26 protein-coding genes and 1 pseudogene are annotated in these 25,030 nt (G+C 72.8%); 18 read left to right on the top strand and 9 right to left on the bottom strand.

Annotated elements, in window-relative coordinates; translation table 11 throughout:
- Positions 1–48 precede the first annotated feature (48 nt).
- Positions 49–1,338 carry a UDP-N-acetylglucosamine 1-carboxyvinyltransferase gene (gene murA, locus MET9862_RS18870; RefSeq protein ID WP_142584434.1) on the top strand — a complete coding sequence of 430 codons (1,290 nt, stop codon included), beginning with the start codon at positions 49–51 and terminating at the stop codon, positions 1,336–1,338.
- Positions 1,339–1,350: 12 nt separating this feature from the next.
- Here the strand turns inward: murA and MET9862_RS18865 are convergent, their stop codons facing one another.
- Positions 1,351–1,659, bottom strand: coding sequence for a hypothetical protein (locus MET9862_RS18865; RefSeq protein WP_438616634.1), 309 nt, complete (start codon positions 1,657–1,659; stop codon positions 1,351–1,353).
- 270 nt (positions 1,660–1,929) lie between these two features.
- On the opposite strand from MET9862_RS18865, the gene MET9862_RS18860 reads away from it, so the two are divergent.
- Genes MET9862_RS18860 through MET9862_RS18845 form a run of 4 tightly spaced genes read left to right on the top strand, consistent with a single transcriptional unit; the run spans position 1,930 to position 4,725 of the window.
- The gene (locus MET9862_RS18860; RefSeq protein WP_142584433.1) at positions 1,930–2,376 is read left to right on the top strand and encodes a DUF2948 family protein; all 447 of its coding nucleotides are present in this window, start codon (positions 1,930–1,932) and stop codon (positions 2,374–2,376) included.
- A gap of 51 nt (positions 2,377–2,427) precedes the next feature.
- Positions 2,428–3,723: a histidinol dehydrogenase gene (gene hisD / locus MET9862_RS18855; RefSeq protein WP_142584432.1), complete on the top strand. Its 1,296-nt coding sequence runs from the start codon at positions 2,428–2,430 to the stop codon at positions 3,721–3,723.
- 13 nt (positions 3,724–3,736) lie between these two features.
- Entirely contained in the window at positions 3,737–4,228 is a 492-nt protein-coding gene (locus tag MET9862_RS18850) for a UPF0262 family protein (protein WP_142584431.1), read from the top strand.
- Positions 4,229–4,254: 26 nt separating this feature from the next.
- A complete protein-coding gene (locus tag MET9862_RS18845; RefSeq protein ID WP_142584430.1) occupies positions 4,255–4,725 on the top strand; it encodes an arsenate-mycothiol transferase ArsC in 471 nt (156 codons plus the stop codon).
- Here the strand turns inward: MET9862_RS18845 and MET9862_RS18840 are convergent.
- Positions 4,703–5,593: a C40 family peptidase gene (locus tag MET9862_RS18840; protein WP_142584429.1), complete on the bottom strand. Its 891-nt coding sequence runs from the start codon at positions 5,591–5,593 to the stop codon at positions 4,703–4,705. The two genes, MET9862_RS18845 and MET9862_RS18840, sit on opposite strands and share 23 nt — an antisense overlap.
- 331 nt (positions 5,594–5,924) lie before the next feature.
- On the opposite strand from MET9862_RS18840, the gene MET9862_RS18835 reads away from it, so the two are divergent.
- Positions 5,925–6,257: a hypothetical protein gene (locus MET9862_RS18835; RefSeq protein ID WP_244612791.1), complete on the top strand. Its 333-nt coding sequence runs from the start codon at positions 5,925–5,927 to the stop codon at positions 6,255–6,257.
- A gap of 6 nt (positions 6,258–6,263) precedes the next feature.
- Here the strand turns inward: MET9862_RS18835 and MET9862_RS18830 are convergent, their stop codons facing one another.
- Entirely contained in the window at positions 6,264–6,950 is a 687-nt protein-coding gene (locus tag MET9862_RS18830) for an SDR family oxidoreductase (protein ID WP_142584427.1), read from the bottom strand.
- A 122-nt stretch (positions 6,951–7,072) separates the two neighbouring features.
- Positions 7,073–7,783 carry an MgtC/SapB family protein gene (locus MET9862_RS18825; protein ID WP_142584426.1) on the bottom strand — a complete coding sequence of 237 codons (711 nt, stop codon included), beginning with the start codon at positions 7,781–7,783 and terminating at the stop codon, positions 7,073–7,075.
- A gap of 278 nt (positions 7,784–8,061) precedes the next feature.
- Here MET9862_RS18825 and MET9862_RS18820 point away from each other — a divergent pair, with 278 nt between their 5' ends.
- The 7 genes from MET9862_RS18820 to MET9862_RS18790 all read left to right on the top strand — a co-directional run bounded on the left by MET9862_RS18820 (position 8,062) and on the right by MET9862_RS18790 (position 14,772).
- Complete coding sequence (locus MET9862_RS18820) at positions 8,062–9,063, top strand: AAA family ATPase (protein WP_142584425.1); 1,002 nt, start codon at positions 8,062–8,064, stop codon at positions 9,061–9,063.
- A 2-nt stretch (positions 9,064–9,065) separates the two neighbouring features.
- On the top strand, positions 9,066–9,989 hold the full coding sequence (locus MET9862_RS18815) for a DUF58 domain-containing protein (protein ID WP_185156928.1): 924 nt from the start codon (positions 9,066–9,068) through the stop codon (positions 9,987–9,989).
- Between the two features lie 186 nt (positions 9,990–10,175).
- Positions 10,176–10,640 carry a DUF4381 family protein gene (locus tag MET9862_RS18810; protein WP_142584424.1) on the top strand — a complete coding sequence of 155 codons (465 nt, stop codon included), beginning with the start codon at positions 10,176–10,178 and terminating at the stop codon, positions 10,638–10,640.
- A 2-nt stretch (positions 10,641–10,642) separates the two neighbouring features.
- Positions 10,643–11,662 carry a VWA domain-containing protein gene (locus MET9862_RS18805; protein ID WP_438616633.1) on the top strand — a complete coding sequence of 340 codons (1,020 nt, stop codon included), beginning with the start codon at positions 10,643–10,645 and terminating at the stop codon, positions 11,660–11,662.
- Positions 11,663–11,669: 7 nt separating this feature from the next.
- Entirely contained in the window at positions 11,670–12,596 is a 927-nt protein-coding gene (locus MET9862_RS18800) for a vWA domain-containing protein (RefSeq protein WP_142584423.1), read from the top strand.
- Positions 12,596–13,504, top strand: coding sequence for a tetratricopeptide repeat protein (locus MET9862_RS18795; RefSeq protein ID WP_142584422.1), 909 nt, complete (start codon positions 12,596–12,598; stop codon positions 13,502–13,504). Before MET9862_RS18800 ends, MET9862_RS18795 begins: the two co-directional genes overlap by 1 nt.
- Complete coding sequence (locus MET9862_RS18790) at positions 13,501–14,772, top strand: hypothetical protein (RefSeq protein ID WP_244612790.1); 1,272 nt, start codon at positions 13,501–13,503, stop codon at positions 14,770–14,772. Before MET9862_RS18795 ends, MET9862_RS18790 begins: the two co-directional genes overlap by 4 nt.
- Positions 14,773–14,859: 87 nt before the next feature.
- Here MET9862_RS18790 and rho read toward each other — a convergent pair whose 3' ends face one another.
- Entirely contained in the window at positions 14,860–16,203 is a 1,344-nt protein-coding gene (rho, locus tag MET9862_RS18785) for a transcription termination factor Rho (RefSeq protein ID WP_142584420.1), read from the bottom strand.
- A 317-nt stretch (positions 16,204–16,520) separates the two neighbouring features.
- Between rho and MET9862_RS18780 the strand changes: the two genes are divergently transcribed.
- Positions 16,521–16,754: a hypothetical protein gene (locus MET9862_RS18780; protein ID WP_142584419.1), complete on the top strand. Its 234-nt coding sequence runs from the start codon at positions 16,521–16,523 to the stop codon at positions 16,752–16,754.
- Positions 16,755–16,766: 12 nt separating this feature from the next.
- On the opposite strand, the gene MET9862_RS18775 is transcribed toward MET9862_RS18780, so the two are convergent.
- Genes MET9862_RS18775 through MET9862_RS18765 form a run of 3 tightly spaced genes read right to left on the bottom strand, consistent with a single transcriptional unit; the run spans position 16,767 to position 19,403 of the window.
- Positions 16,767–17,435 (bottom strand): Smr/MutS family protein, encoded by a 669-nt coding sequence (locus MET9862_RS18775; protein WP_142584418.1) that lies wholly within the window; start codon positions 17,433–17,435, stop codon positions 16,767–16,769.
- 8 nt (positions 17,436–17,443) lie between these two features.
- On the bottom strand, positions 17,444–18,655 hold the full coding sequence (mltA, locus tag MET9862_RS18770; protein WP_438616632.1) for a murein transglycosylase A: 1,212 nt from the start codon (positions 18,653–18,655) through the stop codon (positions 17,444–17,446).
- Between the two features lie 19 nt (positions 18,656–18,674).
- Entirely contained in the window at positions 18,675–19,403 is a 729-nt protein-coding gene (locus MET9862_RS18765; RefSeq protein ID WP_142584417.1) for a Tim44/TimA family putative adaptor protein, read from the bottom strand.
- 566 nt (positions 19,404–19,969) lie between these two features.
- Between MET9862_RS18765 and secB the strand changes: the two genes are divergently transcribed.
- The 4 genes from secB (at position 19,970) to hisS (ending at position 24,277) form a co-directional block, all read left to right on the top strand.
- On the top strand, positions 19,970–20,473 hold the full coding sequence (gene secB / locus MET9862_RS18760; protein ID WP_142584416.1) for a protein-export chaperone SecB: 504 nt from the start codon (positions 19,970–19,972) through the stop codon (positions 20,471–20,473).
- 165 nt (positions 20,474–20,638) lie between these two features.
- Complete coding sequence (locus MET9862_RS18755; RefSeq protein WP_142584415.1) at positions 20,639–21,868, top strand: MFS transporter; 1,230 nt, start codon at positions 20,639–20,641, stop codon at positions 21,866–21,868.
- A 274-nt stretch (positions 21,869–22,142) separates the two neighbouring features.
- Complete coding sequence (locus tag MET9862_RS18750) at positions 22,143–22,646, top strand: DUF3429 domain-containing protein (protein WP_142584414.1); 504 nt, start codon at positions 22,143–22,145, stop codon at positions 22,644–22,646.
- A gap of 86 nt (positions 22,647–22,732) precedes the next feature.
- Positions 22,733–24,277 (top strand): histidine--tRNA ligase, encoded by a 1,545-nt coding sequence (hisS, locus tag MET9862_RS18745; protein WP_142584413.1) that lies wholly within the window; start codon positions 22,733–22,735, stop codon positions 24,275–24,277.
- Positions 24,278–24,399: 122 nt separating this feature from the next.
- On the opposite strand, the pseudogene MET9862_RS18740 reads toward hisS, so the two are convergent.
- Positions 24,400–25,030, bottom strand: a pseudogene (locus MET9862_RS18740) (hypothetical protein); the annotation flags it as partial.

Here is a 25,030-nt window from a genome sequence, read left to right as displayed (position 1 = left end):
GGCAGGATATCGGCGCCGCATCGGGGCTTCGCGCCCGAAGGAACCAGTATGGACCGCATCCACATCACCGGGGGCGCCGAGCTGCACGGCACCATCCCGATCTCGGGCGCCAAGAACGCGGCGCTGCCGCTGATGATCGCGAGTCTCCTGACCGGCGAGACGCTGGAACTCGTCAACGTGCCGCGGCTCGCCGACATCACGGCCCTGACGCGCATCCTCGGCAACCACGGCGTCGACCAGATGGTGGTGGGCAAGCGGCCCGGTCAGACCACGGAGACCGGCCAGACCATCCGGCTGACCGCCTCGAACGTCATCGACACCACCGCGCCGTACGAACTCGTCTCGACCATGCGGGCGAGCTTCTGGGTGGTGGCGCCTCTGCTCGCCCGGTTCGGCGAGGCCAAGGTGTCGCTGCCCGGCGGCTGCGCCATCGGCACCCGCCCCGTCGATCTCCTGATCATGGCGATGGAGAAGCTCGGCGCGCAGATCGAGATCGATGGCGGCTACGTGGTCGCGAAGACCAAGAACGGCCTGCGCGGCGGCGAGATCAGCTTCCCGAAGGTCACGGTCGGCGGCACGCACGTGGCCCTCATGGCCGCGGCTTTGGCCTACGGCACCACGGTGATCGAGAATGCCGCCCGCGAGCCGGAGGTGGTCGATCTCGCCGAGTGCCTGATCAAGATGGGCGCGCGCATCAAGGGCGCCGGCACGCCGCGCATCGAGATCGAGGGCGTGGCCCGCCTGCACGGGGCCCGCCACGAGGTCCTGCCCGACCGGATCGAGACGGGCACCTACGCCATGGCCGTGGCGATGACCGGCGGCGACGTGGTTCTGGAGAACACCCGGGCCGACCTCCTCCACGCAGCCCTCGACGTGCTCTCGACCACGGGGGCCGAGATCACCCAGGTGCCGGACGGGATCCGGGTGCGCCGCAACGGCGCCGGCATCGCCGCGGTCGACGTCACCACCGACCCCTTCCCCGGCTTCCCCACGGACCTGCAGGCGCAGTTCATGGCGCTGATGACGCTCGCCAAGGGCAGCTCGCGCATCCGCGAGACCATCTTCGAGAACCGCTTCATGCACGTGCAGGAACTCGCCCGCCTCGGCGCGCGGATCCGGCTCGACGGCGACGCGGCCATCGTCGAGGGCGTCGAGCGCCTGAAGGGCGCGCCGGTGATGGCGACCGATCTGCGCGCCTCGGTCTCGCTGGTGATCGCGGGCCTCGCCGCGGAGGGCGAAACCCAGATCAACCGGGTCTACCACCTCGACCGCGGCTTCGAGGCGCTGGAGGCCAAGCTCGGCCGCTGCGGCGCCCGGATCGAACGCGTGCGGGCGTGATCGGGGTCGCGATCAGCCGCCGATCGCGCCGCGCTTGAAGCCGAAGCCCGGGACCTCGCAGCCGCAGGGGGTGTTGAACGGGGCCGGCCGCGTCACGCAATTGCCGCGGGCGGTCACGCAGATGCTGCCGCGGCGGCCGTAGCCGCGGCGCTCGTAGCGGTCCTCGTCGAAGTCCCGGCGGCGGCGCTCGTAGCGGTAATCGTCGTCGTAGCGCTCGTAGCGCCGCGGACGATCGTCGTAGTACTGCGCGTTGGCCGTCGCCGCCCCGAGGGTGGTGCCCAGGGTCAGGGCGGCGAGCGCCGCGAGCGTGATACGCGTCACGAAAATCTCCTCGAAACAGCGGGCCGGCGCTGCCGGGCGGCTGCATGATACGGGGCCGACCGTATCGGGGAGCGCCTGAACGGAACATGACCTCGGTCTGCAGGCTCGCGGGCCGGCTCGCACGGCCGGACCGCCGCGCGCCTGCTGTTGCCGGGGGCGGCCTGCGCCGCTACCTACCCGCCGAGGTTTCACGTGAAATTCACCTTAGTCCTGCGTGCCCGGGCGTTCTCGCGGCGCGGCAGGGCGGCAGCCGGGATGCAAGGGATCCGCATGGAGCTTCTGAAGCTCACAGCCCTCGATGCCGAGGATCTCACCGTGATCTCGGCGCACCTGCAGGACGCGGTCCTGCGGGCGGCCGACCTGACCTATCTCGCGGCCGAGCACCGCTTCGCCCTGGTGCTGCGGCGCTTCGACTGGGCGGCGCCGGAGGGCGGCCCGGCCCGGCGGCGGCTCGCCGGCCTGCATTTCGAGCGCGTGCTCGGCGTGCGCACCCGCGGCATCGCCCCGGGCCAGGATCCGGAGGCGGTGCTCAGCCTGCTCGCCGTCACCTTCGATCCGGCCGAGCCGCCGTCGGGCGCCGTCACCCTCGTCTTCTCCGGCGGCGCCGCGATCCGGCTCGACGTGGAATGCATCGAGGTGCAGATGAAGGATCTCGGGCCGGTCTGGGAAGCGGAGGGGCGCCCCGCCCACGACGCGCTGCCCGGCCCGGCCGCCTGACCTCGCCGCACGGCGCCCTCACGACACCCGACAGGACGAGCACAGGTCCCGATGGTCCGCCTCGACAGTTCCGACCCGACCTTCGCGCAGGATTTCGCGCGCCTCCTCACCGTCAAGCGCGAGATCGCCGAGGACGTGGACGAGGCGGTGCGCGGCATCATCGCCGGCGTGGTCGCCGGCGGCGACGCGGCTCTGGTCGACTATACCCGCCGCTTCGACCGGCTCGGCGAGGACTTCGCCGAGGCCTCGCTCCGCGTCACGGAGGCCGAGATCGCCGCCGCGGTCGCGGCCTGCCCGGCCGACCAGATCGAGGCCCTGGAACTCGCCGCCGCGCGCATCGAGAGCTTCCACCGCGCCCAGGTGCCGGCGGACCACCGCGCCACCGACGCCCTCGGCGTCACCGCCGGCTGGCGCTGGACCGCCCTCGAATCGGTCGGGCTCTACGTGCCCGGCGGCACCGCGAGCTATCCCTCCTCGGTGCTGATGAACGCCGTGCCGGCCCGCGTCGCGGGCGTGCCTCGGATCGTGATGGTGGCCCCCGCTCCCGAGGGACGGATGAACCCGCTGGTGCTGGCCGCCGCGCATCTCTCCGGCGTGCACGAGGTCTACCGGGTCGGCGGGGCGCAGGCGGTGGCGGCGCTCGCCTACGGCACCGCGACCATCGCGCCGGTGGCCAAGATCGTCGGGCCCGGCAATGCCTGGGTGGCGGCGGCCAAGCGCCGGGTCTTCGGACAGGTCGGCATCGACATGATCGCCGGCCCCTCCGAGGTGCTGATCCTGGCCGACGGCCACGCCAATCCGGACTGGATCGCCGCCGACCTGCTGGCCCAGGCCGAGCACGACGTCGCCGCCCAGGCCATCCTGATCACCGACAGCGCGGAGCTCGGCCGGGCCGTCGAGGCGGCGGTGGAGCGGGCGCTGACCACCCTGCCCCGCCGCGAGATCGCGCAGGCGAGCTGGCGCGACTACGGCGCCATCATCCGCGTGCGCGGCTTCGACGAGGCCATCCCGCTCGTCGACCGCCTCGCCCCTGAGCACCTGGAGATCGAGACGGCGGATGCGGAGGCGCTCGCCAGCCAGGTCCGCAATGCGGGCGCGATCTTCCTCGGCGCGCACACGCCCGAGGCGATCGGCGACTATGTCGGCGGCCCGAACCACGTCCTGCCGACCGCCCGCTCGGCCCGGTTCTCCTCGGGCCTCGGCGTGCTCGACTTCATGAAGCGGACAACGGTCCTCTCCTGCACGCCCGAGAGCTTGCGGGCGCTCGGCCCGGCAGCGATAACCCTCGGCCGGTCGGAGGGCCTGGACGGCCATGCCCGCTCCGTCGCGATCCGCCTGAACCTGTGAGGCTGGCCATACGATGACGGAGGGGAACAAGGAGCGCGGTCCGAACCGCCTCGTGGCGGTGAAGCTCGACGAGGATTCGATCGGCCGCGGCAACCCGGACCAGGAACACGAGCGCGCCATCGCGATCTTCGACATCCTGGAGGAGAACCACTTCGCCCTCCCCGGCCGCGACGACGGCCCCTACCGGCTCAGCCTCGGCCTCGTCGAGAACAAGCTCTCCTTCGCGATCAGCGCGGAGAACGGCGAGCCGGTGATGACCCATCTGCTGTCGCTGACCCCCTTCCGCCGGGTGATCCGCGACTACGAGATGATCTGCGAGAGCTACTACAACGCCATCCGCACGGCCTCGCCGACCCAGATCGAGGCGATCGACATGGGCCGTCGTGGGTTGCACAACGAGGCGTCGGAGACCCTGAAGCAGCGCCTCGAGGGCAAGGTCGACCTCGACCACGACACCGCGCGGCGCCTCTTCACCCTGATCTTCGCTCTGCACTGGAAGGGCTGAGGAGGGTGATTCGGGGCTGAGCGCCGATGGACGAGATCGCCCCCGGGACCGCACCGAAGAAGAAGCGGGTTCAGTCGGTCCTGTTCATGTGCAACTTCAACGCCGTGCGCTCGCCGGCCGCGGAGGCGATCGCGCGCCACTATTTCGGCAAGTCGATCTACGTGCAGTCGGCCGGAGTCCGCGAGGGCGAGCCGGTCGATCCCTTCATGGTCGCCGCCCTCGACGAGATCGGCATCAATGCCGCCAAGCACCGCCCCCGCACCCTGGAGCAGCTGGAGGAGTGGGAGGGGCTGAACTTCGACCTGATCATCACCCTGGCGCCGGAGGCGCACCACGCCGCTCTGGAGCTGACCCGCTCGCTCGCCGCCGATGTCGAGTACTGGCCGACGCCCGACCCCACGCTCCTGCAGGAGGCCTCGCGCGAGCAGCGCCTCGACGGCTACCGCGACGTGCGCGACGGGCTGATCCTCAGGATCAAGCAGCGGCTGAGGGGATAAGCGCGGGCGGCCGGCGATATCCGGTCACCGGCCCGTAGCTCTTCTCAAGGATGCGTGCGGCCGCCCCGGCGAGGGGCTCGACGGCGACCGCCATGTGGTGGCCATTGGCGTGGATGAGGGTCTCGCGGTCGAGCATCATCCCCACATGGCCGCGCCAGAACACCAGGTCGCCGCGGCGGAGGCCGGCCGGATCGAGGGCCAGCGCCGCGCCGAGCCCCCGCTCCTGCTGGTCGGCGTCGCGCGGGCAGGTCAGCCCCGCCTGCTCCAGGCAGAGCTGGATGAGACCCGAGCAGTCGAGGCCCAGGGTGGTGCGGCCGCCCCAGAGATAGGGCGTGCCGACGAGCCGCTCGGCGGTGCCGGCGAAATCCGGCTCCCTCGCCGCGATCGACCGGCAATGCCCGGCGAAGACGTAGCCGCCCGGCACGGCGAAATAATCGCCCTCCACGCCCGTCACGGCGAGCCCGGCGCCGAGGCTCAGATGGGCCAGCGCCGGACGCTTCAGGTCGGGCGCGGGATAGAGGAAGGTGCGGAGCGCGCCGACCCGGTGGGTCGGCGCCGGCTCGGGCGGCCCCAGGCTCTCCGCGGGCAGGTAGCCGACATAGCCGTCGCGCTCGATCTGGACCCAGGCGAACCCGTCCTCCACCGCGTAGACGCGCACGGCGTCGCCCATCACCGCCTCGGTATCGAGGCCGCTATCCGGGGTGGGCGCCCGGCGCAGGGGCGCCACGGGAACGGCGACCCGCATCGGCCGCGGCTCGACGAAGCGGGCCGCCGCGACGCGGCCGCGCAGGGCCACATCGGCGAGATCCGGCCGCGCCGGCGTGAGGCGTGGGTCGAGGGCGGTGGCCGGGGCCTGTTCGAAGGACATGGCGGGTTCCGTCCGACGCAACAGCGGCGGTTCGATGACGGGGCGTGCGAACCGATCCTGCTCTCTCCCGGTTGACCGGACATCGCGGGTCGCGCCATCATCCCGCGGCATTATGACGCGGAAGGCCTCTTCGATCTGCCGATGGCAGAGGCAATTGCATCGTGAATGACCTCGCTATGCCGCGCTGCATCGCGCAAAGTGGATCTGAGGTGGGTGCGACGCGCCCGGAGCTCCACGAGACGCAGGCGGATCCGAGGGGCCGTCGTTTGATGCACTGCACAATCCCGCCGAACCGTACTATGTTCGGGCCATGACCAGTGCGAGCCGTGCCGTGAAGAAGACCCCGAAGAGCTTCGCCGATCTGCCGCCCATCCGGGTGCGCCGGGAGCCGCCGACCGTGTCCGAGGCCGTTGCCGCGGCCCAGGACCTGGCCGACGACATCGAGCAGCAGGTGGAGATTGCCTGCGGCCTGATCGGCCTGTCGGCCGACGAGGTCCGTCCCCACGTCCTCGCCGCAGTCCACAAGAAGCCCGAGCGCACGCCCGAGCGGATCATGAGCCATGCCGGCCCGAGCCGGGCGCCGCGCACGGTGATCGTCGAGCGCCGCACCCGCGCGCCCGTCGTGGTGGAGCGGCGCGGCCGTCCCCTCGACCCGCGCCGCTGAGGCGAATCACCAGGCGAGCGTCTCGCCCCGGTAGTCGACATACTGGCTGCCCGGCCGGCCGAGCCGGGCTTCGACCACGTCGGCCATCCCGGCCACGCTCGTCGCCACGTCGATATCGGCCTCCGCCCCGCCCATGTCCGTGCGGACCCAGCCCGGATGCACCAGCAGCACGCTGATCCCCGTATCGCTGTGGCGGATCGCGAAGCTGCGCGCGAGGGTGTTCAGCGCCGCCTTGCTGGCCCGGTAGATCTCCCAGCCGCCCGACTCGTTGAGAGCCACGCTGCCGAGGATTGAACTCATCAGGGCGAGGCTGCCGCCGGGCGCCACACGGTCCCGGAACGCCTCCGCGAAGCGGATCGGGCTGATCGCGTTGGTGAGGTAGACCTGCGCGGCGACCGCCCGCGGCACCACGTGGGCGGGATCGTGCGCCTGGGTCGCCACGCCGGCCACCACGAAGATCAGATCATAGGCCTGCGGGCCGAGCCGCGCGTGAAGGTCCGCGACGGCCGCGTCGTCGTCGATATCGACGGTCTCGATCCGCAACGCGTCCGAGGCGAGCGCCGCGAGTTGCGGCGAGGGCGTGCGCTGGGTCGCGGTGACGCGCCAGCCCCGCGCCAGGAAGGTCTCGACGAGGCCGAGGCCGAGACCGCGCGAGGCCCCGACGATCAGCGCGCTCTTCTGCGATGCGCTCATGGGTGATCTCCCCGGAGCCGAACCCGGCCCCGCTCAGCCCCCGAACTCGGCCCCGAACCCGCACCAGGAAAGAGTCCGGCCGCATTCGAGGTGCGCCGGCGCACCTCCGGAGCGCTCCCGCATCAGTCCGCCGCGCTGACCGACCAGGTGGCGTGACGGACGTTCGGCGCCCGGGCGAGCTCGTCCGTCACCGCGTCGAGCTCCTTGCCCTCGGCCGCGTCGGCGATGAGGGTCGCGACCACGTCCACGGCCTCCTCGCCGCGCTCCACCACCTCGACCGTGCTCACGGGATAGTTCGCGGCCTCCAACCGCTCGACCAGGAGGTCGCGCGCCGGGCCGGCGGCCTCGGGCGCGGTGGTGATCTGCACCTCGTAGGTCGCCTCGGTCTGGTCCTCGCGGATGGGCGCGCGGTTGATGGCGTTGACGAGGGGGCGCAGCAGCGTGTTGCAGGCGAGCACGGCCGCCGTGACGAAGCCGGCTTCCAGCGGCAGGTCCGCCCCCGCGAAGGCGCCGACGGAGGCCGAGCACCAGAGCGTGGCGGCCGTGTTGAGGCCGCGCACGTTCATGCCCTCCTTCATGATCACGCCGGCGCCGAGGAAGCCGATGCCGGAGATCACGTAGGCGACGGTGCGGGTCGCGCCGTCGCCTCCGGTGAGCCGCATGCCGAGGTCGACGAAGGCCGCCGCGCCGACCGCCACCAGGACGGTGGTGCGCAGCCCCGCATTGCGCTGCCGGTACTGCCGCTCCGCCCCGATCAGGGTGCCCAGGCCGAAGGCCACGATGAGGCTGATGGCCGAGTTGAGGGTTTCCGGCAGCGGCGTGAAGGCGATCATCGCAGGCTCCTAGGCGATGCGCCATGACGGAACCGTGACGCTCTGGACGAAACGCCGCCCGAGACCAAGTCCCTGGGATCGGATTTTCCGGGCCGGATTTCCTGAGGCCAAGTGTCCGGGTGGGCCCCTTGGACGGAAGGCGGGATTGACGCCCGGACCGGGCAGCGGGCACACCGGGCTCTTATGGACCCCTCAAGAGTCCGGCGCCTCACGCGGCGCATCGAGGAGACGGTCAGGATGATGAAGGACCCGCTCGCGGCGGCCGGAGTCGTGCGCGCATGAGCAGTGCCACGCTCGCGCCCCGTCCCGCCGTCGCCGCCGATGACGATCTCCGAGACCGGATCCTGGCGCTCCGCGACGGGCTTTCCCACGGATTGATCGGGGCCGACCGCCTCGTGGAGCGCCTGCTGATCGGGCTGCTCACCGGCGGCCACCTGCTGATCGAGGGCGCGCCCGGCCTCGCCAAGACCCGCGCGGTCAAGCGCCTCGCCGACGGGCTCGACGGCTCCTTCGCCCGCGTGCAGTGCACGCCCGACCTGATGCCCGCCGACCTCACCGGCACCACGGTCTGGCGCCAGGATGCCGGCACCTTCGAGTTCATGCCCGGCCCGCTCTTCCACTCCCTCATCCTGGTGGACGAGGTGAACCGCGCGCCGCCCAAGGTGCAGTCGGCGCTGCTCGAATCCATGGCCGAGGGTCAGATCACGGTGGCGGGCCACACCCACCCCCTCCCCGACCCCTTCATGGTGGTGGCGACCCAGAACCCGATCGAGCATGCCGGCACCTTCCCGCTGCCGGAGGCGCAGCTCGACCGCTTCCTGCTCCATGTCGTGGTGGAGATGCCGGACGAAGCCTCGGAGCGGCGCATCCTCGACCTCGTCGAGGGCGAGCTGAACCACCATGCCGAGGCGATGCCGGTGAAGCTCCGGCTCGACGAGGTGCGCGCCGCCCGCGAGGCCGCGCTCGCCACCTACGTCTCGCCCGCCCTGAAGGACTATCTCGTGCGCCTGGTGGCGGGCACCCGCACCGACGCGGTCGCCCCCGACCTGCGCGCCGCGATCGAGCACCCGGCCTCGCCGCGCGGCACGCTGGCCCTGATGGTGGCCGGAAAGGCTCGGGCCTACCTGCACGGGCGCGACCACGTCGTTCCCGAGGACGTGGCGGAACTGGCCGCCGACGCCCTCTCCCACCGCATCGGCCTGACCTGGCGGGCGGCGGCCGAGGGCCGGACGGCGCGCGGCCTCATCCGCGACCTCGTGCAGCGGGTGCGGGCGCTCTAGCCGTGGCGAGCCCGGCGGCGCCACAGACGGATCCGACCGAGCCGGGGCTCCTGTCCGGCGAGGCGCTGATGGGCCTGCGCCATCTCGCCCGGCGCGGCTCCGCGCCGGCGACGCGCACCCTGGCGGGCCTGCCCGGCGGGATCGTGACGCGGCGGCGCGGGCGCGGCTCCGAGCCCGACGACGTACGGCTCTGGTCGGAGGGCGACGACATGCGCCACATCGACCGCAACGCCACCGCGCGCACCGGCGAGCTGCACGTGCGCACCCATCATGACGAGCGCGACCGCGCCGTGGTGCTGCTCGCCGATTTCCGGCCCTCGATGCTGTTCGGCACGCGCCGGACGCTGCGCTCGGTGGCCGCCGCCGAGGCGCTGGCGCTGCTCGGCTGGCGCGTGGTCGGGGACGGGGGCCGCGTCGGCCTCGTCGTCGGCCATGCCGGCGAGCCGACCGCGCTCCGCCCGGCCGGCGGCGAGCGGGCCATGACCGCGATCACCGGGGCCCTCGCCCTCGCCCATGCCCGGGCCCTCGACGCGCCCGAGGCCGCAGACCCGCCCCTGGAGCCGCTCCTCACCATCGCCGCGAGCCTGCTGCCCTCCGGCGGCCATCTCGTGATCGCGAGCGCCCTCGACGCACCGGGGCCCGACTTCGATCACTTGCTGACGCTCGCCGCCGAGAAGCTCTCGATCCGCCTGATCCTGGTCAGCGACGCCTTCGAGCGCGCGCGGCCCGCGGGCCTCTACCCCTTCGCCCTGCCGGACGGGCGCCGCGGCACCCTCGATGCCGGCCGGGGCCGCCCGCCGGCCGCCTCCGCCGAGGAGCGCCTCGCCGACTACGCCCACCGCGGCATCGCCGGGATCCGCCTCGACGTCGAGGCCGGTCCGGAATCCTACGCGCCCCAGATGGAGCGGCTCGATGCGGTTCTGTGAGGGTCATCCACCCTCCCCCCTCTGCGGGGGAGGGTGCCTCGCGGATGCGAGGCGGGAGAGGGGCGCGACGGCGCAGGATAAGGCTCAGCATCGACGCTGCGCCTCCGTTGGAAGCCGGGCTCCCCTCTCCCGGCCCGCTTCGCGAGCCACCCTCCCCCGCAGAGGGGGGAGGCAGATCGGCGCCCCATGAATCCCGATACCGCCCTCTCCCTCGACCAGCTCCGCGGCCTGCACCTGCCCGGCAACGCGGCGGGCGCGCTGCAGGGAGAGATCGTGGCTGCGGCCGCCCTCGGCCTCGCCGCCGCGCTCCTCGTCGGGCTGCTGCGCGTCCTGCGAGCCCGCGCCCGGGACACCCTGCGCCGGGCTGCTCTCGCGGAACTGGCCGCGACGCGCGGGCTCGACCCGGAGCCCAGGCTCGTGGCCCAGGCCCGGCTCCTGCGCCGGCTCGTGCGCACGCGCCTGGGCGAGGCGGCGGCGGGTCTGGAGGGAGCCGACTGGGCCGGGACGCTCGACCGGCTCCTCGCCACGACCTTCTTCACCGCGGGCGGCGGGCGCGTCCTCGTGGACGGGCTCTATCGCCGCCGCGAGACGCCCGATCCCGACCGGATCGACGCCGAGCTCGGCCGCCTGATCGGCCGGATGCGGGCCTGACCATGCTGCCGGCCTCTCTCAGCGCCCTCCTCTCGGCCTTCGACCTCGCGACCCCGCTCGCCCTGCTGCTCCTGCCGCTGCCGCTCCTCGCCGCCCGCCTGCTGCCCACCGAGGCGGCCGGATCGAGCGGCGCCCTGCGCGTTCCGGCCTCCCTGGTACCGGAGGCGGCAAGCGGCGCCGGCATCGCCGCACGGGGCCGGCGCCGGGTCCTGCTCACCTGGGCGCTGTGGAGTGCCCTGGTCGTCGCGCTCGCGGGGCCCCGCCTCGTGCTGCCCGGCATCGCGCTGCCGGCCTCGGGCCGCGAGATCATGCTGGCGATGGACCTGTCGGGCTCGATGGAACGCCGCGACTTCGCCCTCGACGGCGAGACGGTGAGCCGGCTCCAGGCCGTCAAGCGCGTGGGCGCCGACTTCATCCGGCGGCGCGCGGGCGACCGGATCGGGCTCGTCATCTTCGCCGACCAATCCTTCGTCGCGGCGAGCCTGACCTTCGATACGGCCAGCGTCGCCCGCGCCCTGGAGGAGGCGACGATCGGCCTGGTCGGACGCTCCACCGGCATCGGCGACGGGCTCGGCCTGGCCCTGCGCCGCCTCGACCCGCGCGATGCCGGGACCGAGGCCGGCCAGCCTGCGCCCGCCGGCGCCAAGGTGGTGATCCTGCTCTCGGACGGGGCCAACAATGCCGGCCAGACCACGCCGCGGGACGTGGCGGCGCTGGCCCGCGAGATCGGGGTCAGGATCTACACCATCGCGCTCGGCCCCCGCGACCTCGCCAATGCCGACGGCGAGCAGGACGTGGTCGATACCGAGACCCTGCGCGACATGGCCGAGATGAGCGGCGGCAAGGCCTTCCGCGTGAAGACCACGGAGGACCTGATCGCGGTGGCGGACGCCATCGACGCGCTCGAGGGTGGCCGGGCCAAGGCGCCGCCGCTGCCCCTGCGCCGCGACCTCTGGCCCTGGCCGGCCGCCCTGGCACTGGCCTGCGCCGGGCTCCTCCTCGCCACCCGACGGCAGCGGTGAGCCCGTCATGACCCTCGCCGCGATCACCCTGCTGCGGCCCTGGTGGCTCGCGCTCCTGCCTCTGGTGGCGCTGCTGGCGCTCCGCGCCGCCTGGCGCGCCGCGCCCCTCGGCGACTGGCGCCGGGCGGTCGACCCGGCCCTGATGCGCCTGATGGAGCGCCGCGGCGCCGTACTCGGCGGCCGCCGCCAGGCCAATCTCGCGGCGGCGCTGGCTGCCGGGCTGATCGCCCTGGCGCTGACCGGACCGGCGCTGGAGCGCCAGGAGGCCACCACCTTCCGCAACCTCGACGCCACGGTGATCGTGCTCGACCTCTCGCGCTCGGTCGCCGAGGGCGGCAGCCTGAAGGACCTGCGCCAGACCGCGCAGAGCGTGGCCGAGGCGGCGGGCACCCGGTCCGTCGCCCTCGTCGTCTACGCGGGCGACGCCTATCTCGCCGTCTCGCCGACCACCGACCGCGACAGCCTCGGCACCACCCTGTTCGCCCTCGACGCCGACACAGTGCCCGACCGCGGCAGCCATCCCGAGCGCGGCCTCGCCCTCGCCCGCCGCACCCTGGCGGAGGCCGATGTGGTCTCCGCCGACGTGGTCCTGATCACCGACGGCGACGGCCTCGGCGAGGCGGCGCTCCGCGAGGCCCGAGCCATCCGCGAGCGCGGCTGGCGGATCCAGGGCCTGTTCGTGCCGGCCTCGAATGCCCTGCCCCCCGGCGTGCCGAAGCCGGACCGGGCGGCCCTCGACGGCCTCGTGCGGGCGGGCGGCGGCGTCGCGGCCGATCTCGCCAATCCCGGCCCTGTCCTCGACGCGGTCGGCGCGAGCACGGCCCAGCACCTCGCCGCGGGCGGCTACACCGTGCTCGCCTTCGCCGATTACGGGCGCTGGCTCCTCCTCCTCGCCGCCCTGCCCGCGCTCCTCCTGTTCCGGAGGACGGCCTGATGCTGAATCCCCCGCTGCGGCTCCCGGCTGCCCTCGCCCTGCCCCGCCGCTGGCGCCTCTACGCCCGCACCGGCGGCCTCGTGCTCGCCGGCATCGGCCTGCTCGGGCTCGGCGCCCTGTCCGAGCCGCGCACCGGGTTCGGGCGGCTCCTGATGGGGATCGGCCTGCCGGGCCTCGCGGCGGAGGTCATCGCGGATCCGGCCTGGCGCGGGCCCGCTCTCTACGTGGCGGGCGACTATGCGGCCGCCGCCGCGATCTTCCGCGCCGGCGGAAGGCGCAACAGCTACAATCTCGGCAACGCGCTGGCCCGGGCCGGCGACCTCCCAGGCGCGATCGCGGCCTACGACGAGGCCCTGCGGTTCAACCCGCGCGACGCCGACGCCCAGGCCAACCGCTCCCTCATCGCCCGGATGCTCGCGGAGGAGATCGACCGCGGCAAGGGCGGCGGCATCGCCAACGGCACGGCCCAGTACGGCGCGCGCTACAACAACACCGCGAACCAGGACAAGAACGACGACATCAACGCCTCCTCCAGCGGCGAGGGCCTGGCCGGCAACAAGGAGGCCTCCGCCAGCGCCTCGCTGCCCGGCAACAGCAAGGTCGCCCGCCGCGGCAAGGCCGAGCAGCAATCGATCGATTCCGGCCGCGGCGAGGCCCGCGGCTCGGCCAGCGACGCCGCCGGCCGCGGCCGCACCGGCGGCGGCTCGGCCATGGTGGCCGCCGCCCCCGAGAAGGAGGTGCGCCGCGTCACCAAGAGCTTCGAGGCCCACGAGATCCGGCCCGACCGGCTCTGGCTGCAGACCCTGCCGGACGATCCCGGCCGCTACCTCAAGCTCCGCCTCAAGGCCGAGCAGGCCCGCCGGATCGAGGCCGGCACCAACATGCCCGCCGGGAGCAACCCGTGGTGAGTCTTTCGGGATCGCGGCGCCTCGCGCCTCTGGCGCTTCTGGCGCCCCTGCTCGCGGCGGCGCCCGCCCGGGCCGAGATCGAGCCCGGCGATCTCACCCTCACGGTGACGGCCGAGCGCAACGGCAACGCGGCCCCCTTCGCCCGCGAGATGGTGCTGCTGCGCATCCACGGGCTCTACCGCCAGCAGATCCTCCTGGAGGAGGTCGTCCAGCCGACGCTCGCCAATTTCAGCTGGACCCAGCTCGGGCGCGACGGCTGGAGCAAGGCGCGGCTTCCGGACGGGCAGGTGGGGCTCGCCTTCGACCGCACCATCGCGATCTTCCCGCATCACGCGGGCGACTTCACCCTCGAGCCCTTCATCCACCGCCTCACCGTCAACGATGCCGGCACGCGCCGGGTCGTCGACGTGCGCTCGGAGCCGATCTCGTTCCCGGTGGCACGCTGGACGCAAGGATCGGGCGGCCCGGATGCCAAGGAGCCCTGGTGGCTGCCCGCCCGCGACGTCACCGTCACGGATTCCTGGAGTCCCGATCCCGAGACGGTGAAGCTCGGAGAGACCACGCGGCGCATCGTGACCGTGGAGGCGCAGGGCATGGTGGCCGAGGGCCTGCCGCCGCGCCCGGTGATGCGGACGCGCGGCATCCTCACCTTCGCCGGCCCCGTCACCCGCGAGACCATCATCACGCCGTCGGGCCCGGTGGCGCGGGCCACCTATCAGTGGGATGTGCGCCCCGGCGTGCCCGAGGTGATCCCGCTGGAGGCGATCAGCATCCCCTGGTTCGATACGGTCTCGCGCACCATGCGCGAGACCGAGATCCCCGCGCGCCAGATCGGCGGCGGCCTCGTCGACCGGGATGGCGGCCTCGCGCCGCCGCAGGGCGCCTCGCCGCTCGTCGCCGCCGCGGCCGGGCTCGCCGCCTTCGGTCTCGGTCTCGTCCTCCTGGGTTTCGGGCCGGGCGGCACACGGCTGCGCCTGCCCGCTTCCCGCCGCCGTGCCCTGAAGCGGGCGGCCGAGGCGGGCGATCCCGCCGCCTTCCGAGCGGAGGTGAGCGGCGCGATGCAGGCCGAGCCGGAGCTGGCCGCGATCTGGCGGGCCGATCCGGAGATGGCCGCCCGGCTCGCCGCCCTCGACCGCGCCGTCTATGCGCCCTCCGGCGGCGCGGCGCCGGATCTTGCCGACCTCGCGCGCCGGCTCGGGCGGGGGAGGCGGATCCGCCCCGCCGCGGCCCCCGCCAGCCGGCTCAAGCCGCTCGACGGGCCGGCCTGAGCGTCGGCACGTGCTGGTCCCGGAAACGAAAGCGGCGCCGGACCTCGGTCCGGCGCCGCCTGAAACCATCGGCGATGGATGCGCCGCTCAGGTGTTCATCGAGTCGAAGAAGTCGCCGTTGCTCTTGGTCTGGCGCAGCTTGTCGAGCAGGAACTCGATCGCGTCGGTGACGCCCATCGGGTTGAGGATGCGGCGCAGCACATAGGTCTTCTTGAGCGCGTCCGGCGGCACCAGCAGCTCCTCCTTGCGGGTGCCGGAGCGGGTGATGTCGATCGCCGGGAAGATGCGCTTGTCCGAGACCTTGCGGTCTAGGATGATCTCGGAGTTGCCGGTGCCCTTGAACTCTTCGAAGATCACCTCGTCCATGCGCGAGCCGGTATCGATCAGCGCGGTGGCGATGATCGAGAGCGAGCCGCCCTCCTCGATGTTGCGGGCCGCGCCGAAGAAGCGCTTCGGGCGCTGCAGGGCGTTGGCGTCGACGCCGCCGGTGAGCACCTTGCCGGAGGACGGCACCACGGTGTTGTAGGCGCGGCCGAGGCGGGTGATCGAATCCAGCAGGATGACGACGTCGCGGCCGTGCTCGACGAGGCGCTTGGCCTTCTCGATCACCATCTCGGCGACCTGCACGTGGCGGGTGGCCGGCTCGTCGAAGGTCGAGGCGATGACCTCGCCCTTCACCGAGCGCTGCATGTCGGTGACCTCCTCCGGGCGCTCGTCGATGAGCAGCACGATGAGGTAGCATTCGGGATGGTTGAGGGTGATCGACTGGGCGATGTTCTGCATCAGCACGGTCTTACCCGTGCGCGGCGGCGCCACGATCAGCGCGCGCTGGCCCTTGCCGATCGGCGCGACGATGTCGATGATCCGGGGCGAGAAGTCCTTCTTGGTCGGGTTCTCCAGCTCCAGCTTGAACCGCTTCGTGGGGAAGAGCGGCGTCAGGTTGTCGAAGTGAACCTTGTGCTTGATCTTCTCGGGGTTCTCGAAATTGATCGTGTTGACCTTGAGCAGCGCGAAGTAGCGCTCGCCGTCCTTGGGGCCGCGGATCGGTCCCTCGACGGTGTCGCCGGTGCGCAGGCCGAAGCGGCGGATCTGGGTCGGCGAGATGTAGATGTCGTCGGGACCCGGCAGGTAGTTCGAGTCGGAGGAGCGCAGGAAGCCGAAGCCGTCCTGCAGCACCTCGACGGTGCCGGAGCCGATGATCTCGACCTCCTTGGCAGCGAGCTGCTTCAGGATGGCGAACATCAGCTCCTGCTTGCGCATGGTCGAGGCGTTCTCGACCTCGACCTCCTCGGCGAAGGTGATGAGCTCGGTCGGCGTCTTGGACTTGAGGTCCTGGAGCTTGACCTCGCGCATGCCGTCGAGCTCGGCCACGGCGCTGGTGGAGTCTGCGGGCAGCTCGGCCGGCAGGAGGGCGTCGGATTGTACGGTCATGGGTGTGTTGAACCGACGTGAGGCTTGAGAATGCGAAGGATGGTTCGGTGGGGAAGATCCGCGCCGGGCTCCTGGCGGAGGCGCCGGGCATTCGGGCTCACGCGCGCCGTGCGGCGGAACCCATGGCATCGTGGGGATCGAGCCCTTCAGGCTCGCGGATGCGGTGCGGCTTTTATTGTCTAGGAGGGCCGTGAGGGCTTAGCGTGTTTTCCGCGCCGGCTCAAGTCCCTCCCGAGCGTCCCGACTGTCACGAGCCTGGCGAACCCGGCGGACCGGTGCGGCGTTGAGCGACGATCCCGCTTGCCCCGAGCCTCCCGATGATCGCTCCCTTCGCCCGCGCCGCCCTCTTTCTGGCGGTCGCGGGACTGTCCTGCGCCACGCCCCTCCCCGCCGCGGCGGAGAGCCCGGCCCAGGCCTACCAGTACGGCCGCCAGTTCCGGAACGCCTGCCGGCCGCCGCTCAAATATGCCGCCGGGGCCTGCGTCCGCCGCTGCCCGGCGGGCTTCCAGGACAACGGCCGCACCTGCCGCTACCGCACGATGCGCTGGTGAGCCCGTGGGATTTCAGCGGCGGCGCAGGCGCACATAGAGCGCGCCGGAGCCGCCATGGTGCCGGGCCGCCTCCTCGAAACCGAGGACGATGCCGCGCAGCTCAGGCCCGCGCAGCCAGTGCGGGACGCTGCGGCGCAGGACGCCACGCTCCGCGAAGGCCTCGTGAAAATCGGGACCGCCCTTGCCGGTGACCACCAGGACGTGCGCATGGCCGGCCGCGCGCGCCCGCAGGATGAAGCCAGTGAGCGCGGCGTGCGCCTCCGTCTGGTACATCCCGTGCAGGTCGATCCGCGCCTCGATCGGCAGGGTGCCGCGGCGCAGGGCCAGCCGCTCGGGACGGTCGATGCCCGTCGCCGGGCGGGGCGTCTGGGGCGGAGCCTGATAGGGCGCGGCGGTCGCGGCCCGTATGGGCGGCGGGGCAGCCTTCTTCGGCGCGCGGGCCGGCTTGGCCGGCGCCTGTCCCGGTTTCGCCTGTCCCGCCTTGGAACCGAGCGTCGTTCCGGGTTTCGCCGCGGCCGTTGCGGTCAGGCCCGGCGCGAGGGTCGCGGTTGCCTGCGACGGATCCGCGGCCGGCGCGGGCGGCCGGGCCCGCCCGCGCAACGGCGTGATGAGCTTGGCGATCTCGGCCCAGAGGCGAGCCTCCTCGCCGCTGAGCGTCCGTGGGCGCCGGGGCCGCCGCATCGCCGCCCTCAGCGTCCGCGCGGATCGGCGGCGGGCTTCGGCAGAAGCACCACGAAGCCGACCGCGTCGCGCAGGTCGCCCGCCGCCGCGCCGGCCGCGGCGCCGGTGCCGACATAGAGGTCCCCCCGCGCCGGGCCGACGATGGCCGAGCCGGTATCGGCTGCGACGACGAGCCGGCCGGCCTCGTCCGCCGCCCCGCCCGGTAGCCGCCCCTCCAGCCAGAAGGGCAGCCCGTAGCGCCAGAGATGGGCGTCGACCGCGATGCTGCCACCGGGCTTGAGCGGTGCGCCGGCCGCGCCGACCGGCCCGAGGGCCGGATCCTCGACGGGGCTGAGGCGGAAGAAGATGTAGGAGGCGTTGGCACGGATCAGCCGGCGCGCCGTCTCCGGGTTGGCGCGCAGCCACGCGGTCCAGCGGGCCAGCGTCAGCCCTTCGAGAGGCAGGTGCCCCTCCTGCACGATGAGCTTGGCGACCGAGGTGTAGGGCCGGCCGTTGCGGCCGTCGTAGAGCACCCGCACCGAGCGCCCGTCCGGCAGGCGCACCCGCCCCGAGCCCTGCACCTGCAGCACCAGGAGATCGACCCCGTCCCGCAGCCAGAGCAAGGGCTTAGCACGGGCTCCCAGCGCCCCATCCTCGATCGCCGCCCGGTCGGGATAGGGCTCCAGCCGGTCATCCACCGCGCGCGCGGCGCGCAGGGCGGGGTCGAGCCCGGGCCGGGTCTCGCCGGTATTGAGGCTGACGAGGTCGTCCGGCCGGGCGAGGACGGCCGCCTCATAGCCGGGGCCCGGCTCCAGGGAGCCCGTGAGCTCCGGCTCGAAATAGCCGGTGAGAAAGCCGGTGCGGCGCTCGGGACCGCCCGGGGCCTCCGGCGGGCGCACGATCCGATAGGCGTCGAAGCGCTCGGCGAAGAAGCGGCCCGCCTCGGCGGGCGCGAGCGCGGCGGCCTCAGAGCAGGCCGCCGCAAGGTCGGCCGCCGATCCCGTCACCGTCGGAGGCGCCGGAGCGGCGGGGGGCGGAGCGGTGCAGACCCGGCGGAAGGCGTCGAGGGCCGCGCCCGGATCCGCACCGGGAAAGCCGGCCAGGGCCGAGACCAGGACCGGCTCCAGGCGCGCCTCGCCGACGCGAAGCGGCCCGGCCGCGTCGGCGGCCGGGCCCGGCAGGCATAGCGCGAGGAGGATGACCGCGGCGAGGCGGCCGCCGCGTGGGCTCAGTCTCGGCACGGCAGGGCCACGGAGGGGATCAGGCACCCGCCTCGGTGGCGACGAGCTGCCAGTTCGGGTCGCGCGAGCCGAGGGTCCGGGCAAAGGTCCAGATGTCTGGCACCTCGACCACCGTCTCGGCGCTGCCGTCGATCACGGCGCCGCTGGCGTCGCGGGTGGCGGTGATCAGGTTCGAGATGAAGCGCACGGTGATCTGGGCGACGCGGTTGCGCACCTCCACCGCCACGATCTCGGCCTTGTCGATCGAGACGAAGGTGGTCTCGAGCGTCTGCTTGTTGCGCTCGCGCTCGGAGATCGCCCGCTCGAAGGCCTCGCCGACCTCCTTCGAAAGGAGCGCGCGCAGGGTCTTCCGGTCGCCCTTGGCGAAGGCGATCATGATCGTCTCGTAGGCCCCCTTGGCCCCCTCGAGGAAGGCGCGCGGATCGAAGCCGGGCTCGGCCTGCACCGCGGCCTCCAGCCCGCGGGCCACCTCGGAGCCGGGCTCGGCGATGCCGCGCCAGTCGCGGGCCGGCGCGTTCGCCGCGGCCTGCATGCGCTCGGCCTGCATCACCCGGTCGGCACCGGGCAGGCGCACCACGTTGTCGCCCTCGCCGCGATTGGCCGTGGGCTCGGTGCGGCTGCGCTCGACCGGCTTGAAGGGCGAGCGCTCGGCCCCCGTCTTCTGGCCGAGCACGGAGCGCAGGCGCCAGATCACGAAGACCGCGAGCGCCAGGAAGATGATGGTCGTAAGGTCGAAGGTATCCTGCATCACCGATCCGATGGCGGCTGCCGGAAGCCGGCCGGCCAGAGCATTCCGCGAAGACTCCCGAGCAGCGCCCGCGCGGGGCGGACGGGATCCGTCTCCGCACGGCGCCGCTCCGGACAGGTCCGGGCAGTCATCGCGCAGTCATCGCACGGACTGCTCTGAGTGTCTCTCACAAAGCTCCCGCTTCTCCATCACCGCCGAAGGTCACGGCGTTCCGGGAGCTTTGTGAGGTGCACTTATCCGACCCGTGCGCATGGATCGAGCCGGATGGGGCCGGGCACGGACCCGACCTTCCAGGCCATATGGGACATCTTCATGGCCTGTTCCAGACAAGACGCGCCGGAGATGGGGATCCGTCCCGGCGCCCCCCCGCGCCGCGTCGTCGCGGTGCGGTCGCGGTGCAGACCCAGCGGATCGCTTGTCCACACCGGGCGGGCATGTTAGCGGCCTGCCCCGAACGGGCCTCTCCGGGTCCGGGCATCTGAGCCCTTGCGCTGAGGCAGCGCCCCACGCCCCTGCCCGATCCGGACGGACCGGGCGCGAACGCTTTCTTCGAGGAGGATACCGCCATGGCCGACTCTCCGGCACCGAACGGCAACGGCGGCGCGCCGCAGGGCGAGGCGCCCACCATCAACGCGCTCGCGCAATATGCCAAGGACCTCTCCTTCGAGAACCCGAACGCGCCGCGCTCCCTGCAGCCGCAGGAGGGTCAGGGCCCGCAGATCAACATCCAGGTCAACGTCAACGCCCAGCAGCTCGCGGCGACCGACTTCGAGGTGGAGCTGACCCTCGAGGGCGACGCCAAGATCAACAACGAGGTGCTGTTCGCCTTCGACCTGAAATACGCCGGCATCTTCCGGATGCTGAACATCCCGCAGGACCAGCTCCATCCGGCGGTGATGATCGAGTGCCCGCGCCTGCTCTTTCCCTTCGCCCGTCAGATCGTGGCCGAGGCGGTGCGCAACGGCGGCTTCCCGCCGCTCTACATCGACCCGATCGACTTCGTCGGCCTCTACCGCCAGAAGGCCTTCGAGGCGCAGGGCGCGCAGGGCGCCGGCCCGCTCGCGTCCTGACCCGCGACCGGGATCACGCTTCGCCGGTTCGCCCCGGCCTGCCACGGCAGGCTGGGGATTTTTTATGCAGTTCGCGGCCAACCCTGAGGCGGCCCACGGCGTTTCAGCCGGACAGGGGGGCTTGGCCGTAGGCCGGGCCCGCAGGGGATCCGACCTCAGGACCGCATGCTCGCCACAACCCATCTCGCTCTCATCAACGTCTTCACCGGTGACATTCAGGGCGGGTTGGGCCCATTCCTCGGTACCTGGCTCGCCGGCGCCGCCTCATGGAGCCCGGCGCGCGTCGGCCTCGTCACCACCCTCGTCGGCGTCGGCGCGCTCCTGCTCAGCGGCCCCTTCGGCGCCCTCGTCGACCGGCTCGGGCGCCCGCGCCTGCTGATCGCGCTGGCCTGCGGCGCGATCCTCTGCGGCACGCTCGCGCTGCTGCCGGTGCGCAGCTTCGGCGGCGTCTTCGCCGCGCAGATGATCGCGGCCGCCGGCGGCACCCTGCTCCTGCCCGCGGTGACGGCGCTGACGCTCGGCATCGTCGGCAAGGACCGCTTCCCCAAGCAGCAGGGCCGCAACCAAGCCTTCAACCATCTCGGCATCCTGCTGGCGGCGGGCCTGATCAGCCTCGGCACCGGCTGGCTCGGCGCAGCCGTGGCCTTCTGGGTGCTCGGCGCCATGGCGGTGCTGGCGATCGTGGCCACGGTGACCACGCCCGGCCACTGCTACAACGCGCGCCGTGCGGTGGGCTGGAAGGAAGAGGGCGACGAGCAGCCGGAGCGCGCCGGCTGGAAGAGCGTGATCGGCAACCGCAAGCTCCTCGTGCTCGCCGTGGCGCTGACCCTGTTCAACCTCGGCAATGGCGGCATGCTCTCGCTGCTCGGCCAGAAGCTCGTGGCCACCGCCGCCGACGCCACCACCTGGACCGCGCGCTACGTGATGGTGGCTCAGCTGGTGATGGTGCCGGTGGCCCTGTTCGCGGGCTCGCTCGCCGACCGGAGCGGTCGGCGCAAGCTCCTCCTCGTGGCCTTCGCGGTGCTGCCGCTGCGCGCCCTGCTCTCGGCCTATATCGACGATCCGCTCTGGCTGATCTCGGCCGAGATCCTGGACGGGGTGGCGTCGGGCATCGTCGGCGTGGCCGTGCCCGTGGTGGTGGCCGACCTCACCTGGGGCTCGGGCCGGACCCAGACGGCGCTCGGCACGGTCAATGCCGTCCAGGGCATCGGCGGGGCTCTCTCCGCCTGGTACGGCGGCCTCGCCCAGTCCGTGCTCGGCTGGTCCGGCGCCTTCCTGGCGCTGGGCGCCCCGGCGCTGGCCGCGCTGGCCCTGGTGATCTGGCTCGACGCGACGCCCGAGCCCGGCCGCCGCTCGCGGCGCAGGCAGGCCCGGGCCGCTGCCCAACCGGCCTGAGAGCCTGCCTGACCGATCGTGCAGGTCTTCGTCTGCCGCTCGCGCGCTCGACCCCATCCCGAGATGGGTGGGTGAGAGGGGCGAAGATCACGAAGACGAGATCGGTCGATCTCCGTCCAACAGTCGCTCGGTCGCAGCCCGGACCCGGCCTGAGGCCCCTGCGCAACAGGTCCGTCACGAAACGTCGCGAGGGGGAACCGGGCGGTCGCCTGCCTGTTGCGTCCCTCTATGGTGGGGGCGGTCGAACAGTGCGAGATCCCTGACGATGCCGGCGATGCTCGAGGACGCTACCGGACGAACCCTGACCGCCCATGAGCCGCGCGAGACGCCGTGGCTCAGCGTGGTGCTCGGCTACGGGCCGATGCTGCCCTTCGTGGCCGGCGCCGCGGCCGCGTGGTGGCAGCGGGGCATGTGGGACGAGCTGATCCTGCTCGCCACGATCCTCTACGGTGCGGCGATCCTGCTGTTCCTCTCCGGCGTGCGCCGCGGCGTCAGCTTCCGCACGCCGGGCGGCCCGCGTTTCGTCCAGATCGCGACCATGTTCGGTCTGTTCTGCCTTGGGCTCGGCGCCCTCCTCACCGTGGTGATCCTCGGCAACCGCGTGGTCGCCCTCGACCTTCTGATCGCAGGCTATGTGGCGGTCGCGGTGCTCGACCCGATCGCGGCGCGCCGCGGCGAGGCGCCCCTGTTCTTCGCGCGGCTGCGCCCGCTCCAGATCCCGATCGCGGTGGTGAGCCTCGCCGCCCTCCTCGTACTGAAGCTGACCGCGCCGTACTGAGCCGTGTCCGCGGGCGGTTGCCGCCTCCCGCCGCCCTGCGATAGAGCCCGGGAAACTCTGTCTCAGATACGAAGCGAAGCCCCGACATGTCCAAGGCCGATGCCAAGAAGGCCGGTGAGAAGGCCGACACCCTGAAGCCGCGCCTGCCGCGCGGCTTCGTCGACCGCCGCGAGGACGAGATCGCGGCCCAGGGCCGGATGCTGCAGCGCATCCGCGAGACCTTCGAGCTGTATGGGTTCGAGGCGCTGGAAACGCCCTTCGTCGAGTACACCGAGGCGCTGGGCAAATTCCTGCCCGACCTCGACCGGCCGAATGCGGGCGTGTTCTCGTTCCAGGACGACGACGAATCCTGGCTCTCGCTCCGCTACGACCTCACCGCACCGCTGGCCCGCTTCGTGGCCGAGCATTTCGACACGCTGCCGAAGCCCTACCGCAGCTTCCGCGCCGGCTACGTCTTCCGAAACGAGAAGCCGGGCCCGGGGCGCTTCCGCCAGTTCATGCAGTTCGACGCCGACATCGTCGGGGCCGCCTCCGTCGCGGCCGATGCCGAGGCCTGCATGCTGATGGCCGACACCCTCGACAAGCTGGGGCTCGCCGGCCAGTACGTGATCAAGGTCAACAACCGGAAGGTGCTCGACGGCGTCATGGAGGCGATCGGCCTCGCCGGCGCCGACAAGGCCGGCCAACGCCTGACCGTGCTGCGCGCCATCGACAAGCTCGACCGTCTCGGCGCGGACGGCGTGCGCCAGTTGCTCGGGGCGGGCCGCAAGGACGAGAGCGGCGACTTCACCAAGGGCGCGGGCCTCTCCGACGCGCAGATCCAGCGCATCCTGGCCTATGTCGCCTTCCAGCCCTCCGCCGATGCGGGCGCCGACCGGCTCGCCTTCTGGGAGCAGTTCTTCGGCTCCTGGCAGGATGTCGTCGGCACCTCCGAGACCGGTCGCGAGGGCATCGCGGAGCTCCACGCCATCATGCGGCTCTGCGAGGCCGCCGGCTACGGCCACGACCGGATCCGGGCGGATGCCAGCGTGGTGCGGGGGCTCGAATACTATACGGGCCCCGTCTACGAGGCCGAGCTGACCTTCCCGGTCACCAACGAGGACGGCCAGGTGGTGCGCTTCGGCTCGGTGGCGGGCGGCGGGCGCTACGACGGCCTCGTCGGGCGCTTCCGCTCCGAGCCGGTGCCGGCGACCGGCTTCTCGATCGGCGTCTCGCGCCTGTTCTCGGCGCTCCAGCTCGTCGGCAGCCCGCTGCTGGGCGGCGCGCGCAAGCCCGGCCCCGTCGTGGTGCTCGTGCTCGACCGTGAGAACATCGCCGACTACCAGCGCCTGGTGACGGCCCTGCGCGCCGAGAACATCCGGGCCGAGCTCTATCTCGGCGGCGCCGGCATGAAGGCGCAGATGAAATACGCCGATCGCCGCCGGGCGCCGGTGGCGATCATCCAGGGCTCGAACGAGCGCGTCGCGAGCGAGGTCCAGGTGAAGGACCTGATCGAGGGGGCCCGCGCCGCCGGGAACATCGCCAGCAATGCCGAGTGGAAGGCGGCACGCCCGGCCCAGTTCTCCTGCCCCGAGAGCGAGATGGTCGCCCGCGTGCGCGAGGTGCTGGCCCGGCACTACCCGGAAGGCTGATCACGTCCGGGGATCCCAAGGGGACTCAAGTCCGTTTGGCGGGGTGCCGGGGCGGAGCCCTGGCTTGAAGCCCCAGGGCTCCGCCCCGGACCCGCGAGAGGGGTGACCCCTCTCGACACCCGCTACTCGCCGAGCGGCGCGCCCGGCCCGTCCGGGTTCATGCCCTCCACGGCCGGCTTGCGGCGGGGACGGGGGGTGGCCGCCGTCGCGGTCGGCGCCGCGGCGGCGGTGTTCACGCCGAGGCGCGTCGCCAGGGCGAGCGCCCGGTTCTCGCTGAAGCGCAGGTGGCAGAAGCCGTGGGCGCCCTCGCGGGCATAGGTGCGGCAGACCTGCTCGCGGTCGGCGGAGAAGGCAGCCTGCTCGGTGACGATCGGGCGGACATCCTCGCGGCGGGCGCGCTGGGTCATCAGCTTGTAATTGTCGCGCACCGCCTTGTCGGCGACGCCGCGGGCGGTGTCGAACTCCGCCGAGCGCGGGATCAGGCCGGCCGCGGCCGGCCCCCAGAGGCCGTTCGGCGTGGTGGCGCAATCGGCCGCCGTGAAGGTGCAGAGCGGGCCGGAATTGCCCAGGGTCGAGACGAAGACGCCGCCCTCGGTCACCTCGAAGCGGAGCGGGCATTCCGCCCCCGCCGCCTCGAAGCGCGGCACGCCCTCGGGCCGCGCGCAGGCCCGCGCGAGCCACGGCTCCGCGATCCGCCACGCTGCTGCGAGGTCGGTGTGGTCGATCGCCTGGAGACGCATCAGGGTCGCCGGA

Source organism: Methylobacterium symbioticum (genome assembly GCF_902141845.1).
Classification (GTDB): domain Bacteria; phylum Pseudomonadota; class Alphaproteobacteria; order Rhizobiales; family Beijerinckiaceae; genus Methylobacterium; species Methylobacterium symbioticum.
This window is presented reverse-complemented; position numbering and strand designations above follow the sequence as displayed.

What these genes read in the sequence shown, in the direction of transcription:
- murA (WP_142584434.1), top strand. Translation starts at nt 49, where the DNA reads ATGGACCGCATCCACATCACCGGGGGCGCCGAGCTGCACGGCACCATC.
- MET9862_RS18860 (WP_142584433.1), top strand. Translation starts at nt 1,930, where the DNA reads ATGGAGCTTCTGAAGCTCACAGCCCTCGATGCCGAGGATCTCACCGTG.
- hisD (WP_142584432.1), top strand. Translation starts at nt 2,428, where the DNA reads ATGGTCCGCCTCGACAGTTCCGACCCGACCTTCGCGCAGGATTTCGCG.
- MET9862_RS18850 (WP_142584431.1), top strand. Translation starts at nt 3,737, where the DNA reads ATGACGGAGGGGAACAAGGAGCGCGGTCCGAACCGCCTCGTGGCGGTG.
- MET9862_RS18845 (WP_142584430.1), top strand. Translation starts at nt 4,255, where the DNA reads ATGGACGAGATCGCCCCCGGGACCGCACCGAAGAAGAAGCGGGTTCAG.
- MET9862_RS18840 (WP_142584429.1), bottom strand. Translation starts at nt 5,593, where the DNA reads ATGTCCTTCGAACAGGCCCCGGCCACCGCCCTCGACCCACGCCTCACG.
- MET9862_RS18830 (WP_142584427.1), bottom strand. Translation starts at nt 6,950, where the DNA reads ATGAGCGCATCGCAGAAGAGCGCGCTGATCGTCGGGGCCTCGCGCGGT.
- MET9862_RS18825 (WP_142584426.1), bottom strand. Translation starts at nt 7,783, where the DNA reads ATGATCGCCTTCACGCCGCTGCCGGAAACCCTCAACTCGGCCATCAGC.
- MET9862_RS18820 (WP_142584425.1), top strand. Translation starts at nt 8,062, where the DNA reads ATGAGCAGTGCCACGCTCGCGCCCCGTCCCGCCGTCGCCGCCGATGAC.
- MET9862_RS18810 (WP_142584424.1), top strand. Translation starts at nt 10,176, where the DNA reads ATGAATCCCGATACCGCCCTCTCCCTCGACCAGCTCCGCGGCCTGCAC.
- MET9862_RS18805 (WP_438616633.1), top strand. Translation starts at nt 10,643, where the DNA reads ATGCTGCCGGCCTCTCTCAGCGCCCTCCTCTCGGCCTTCGACCTCGCG.
- MET9862_RS18800 (WP_142584423.1), top strand. Translation starts at nt 11,670, where the DNA reads ATGACCCTCGCCGCGATCACCCTGCTGCGGCCCTGGTGGCTCGCGCTC.
- MET9862_RS18795 (WP_142584422.1), top strand. Translation starts at nt 12,596, where the DNA reads ATGCTGAATCCCCCGCTGCGGCTCCCGGCTGCCCTCGCCCTGCCCCGC.
- rho (WP_142584420.1), bottom strand. Translation starts at nt 16,203, where the DNA reads ATGACCGTACAATCCGACGCCCTCCTGCCGGCCGAGCTGCCCGCAGAC.
- MET9862_RS18780 (WP_142584419.1), top strand. Translation starts at nt 16,521, where the DNA reads ATGATCGCTCCCTTCGCCCGCGCCGCCCTCTTTCTGGCGGTCGCGGGA.
- MET9862_RS18775 (WP_142584418.1), bottom strand. Translation starts at nt 17,435, where the DNA reads ATGCGGCGGCCCCGGCGCCCACGGACGCTCAGCGGCGAGGAGGCTCGC.
- MET9862_RS18765 (WP_142584417.1), bottom strand. Translation starts at nt 19,403, where the DNA reads ATGCAGGATACCTTCGACCTTACGACCATCATCTTCCTGGCGCTCGCG.
- secB (WP_142584416.1), top strand. Translation starts at nt 19,970, where the DNA reads ATGGCCGACTCTCCGGCACCGAACGGCAACGGCGGCGCGCCGCAGGGC.
- MET9862_RS18755 (WP_142584415.1), top strand. Translation starts at nt 20,639, where the DNA reads ATGCTCGCCACAACCCATCTCGCTCTCATCAACGTCTTCACCGGTGAC.
- MET9862_RS18750 (WP_142584414.1), top strand. Translation starts at nt 22,143, where the DNA reads ATGCTCGAGGACGCTACCGGACGAACCCTGACCGCCCATGAGCCGCGC.
- hisS (WP_142584413.1), top strand. Translation starts at nt 22,733, where the DNA reads ATGTCCAAGGCCGATGCCAAGAAGGCCGGTGAGAAGGCCGACACCCTG.